Raw genomic sequence first — 274 nt, forward strand, 5'->3', positions numbered from 1 at the left:
AGCTGCTGGGTCACGAGCAGTCCTCACTGGCGATGGCGCAGCGCTGCAGTGGAGTGAGCGGATCGACGCCGCTGTTCAGCACGTTGTTGAACTACCGACACAGTGCTGCTGTAAACCCGAACCCGGAAAGCAGCGGGTCGGAGATCCAGGTGTTGGCCGGTCAAGAGCGCACGAACTATCCGATCACGGTCTCAGTGGATGACCTTGGAGAAGGATTTGCCTTGACGGCGCAGACGGACCGGCGGATCGATCCGCAGCGGATCACCGGTTATCT

General features: G+C 60.6%; 1 protein-coding gene. It reads left to right on the forward strand.

What is annotated here, in order from left to right; all coding sequences use genetic code 11:
* A partial coding sequence (locus tag QWY29_RS20490) for a condensation domain-containing protein (RefSeq protein WP_300963067.1) occupies nucleotides 1-274 on the forward strand: 274 nt, incomplete at both ends.

Origin of the sequence: Nocardioides abyssi (assembly GCF_030412915.1) — a bacterium.
GTDB classification, from domain to species: Bacteria; Actinomycetota; Actinomycetes; order Propionibacteriales; family Nocardioidaceae; genus Nocardioides; species Nocardioides abyssi.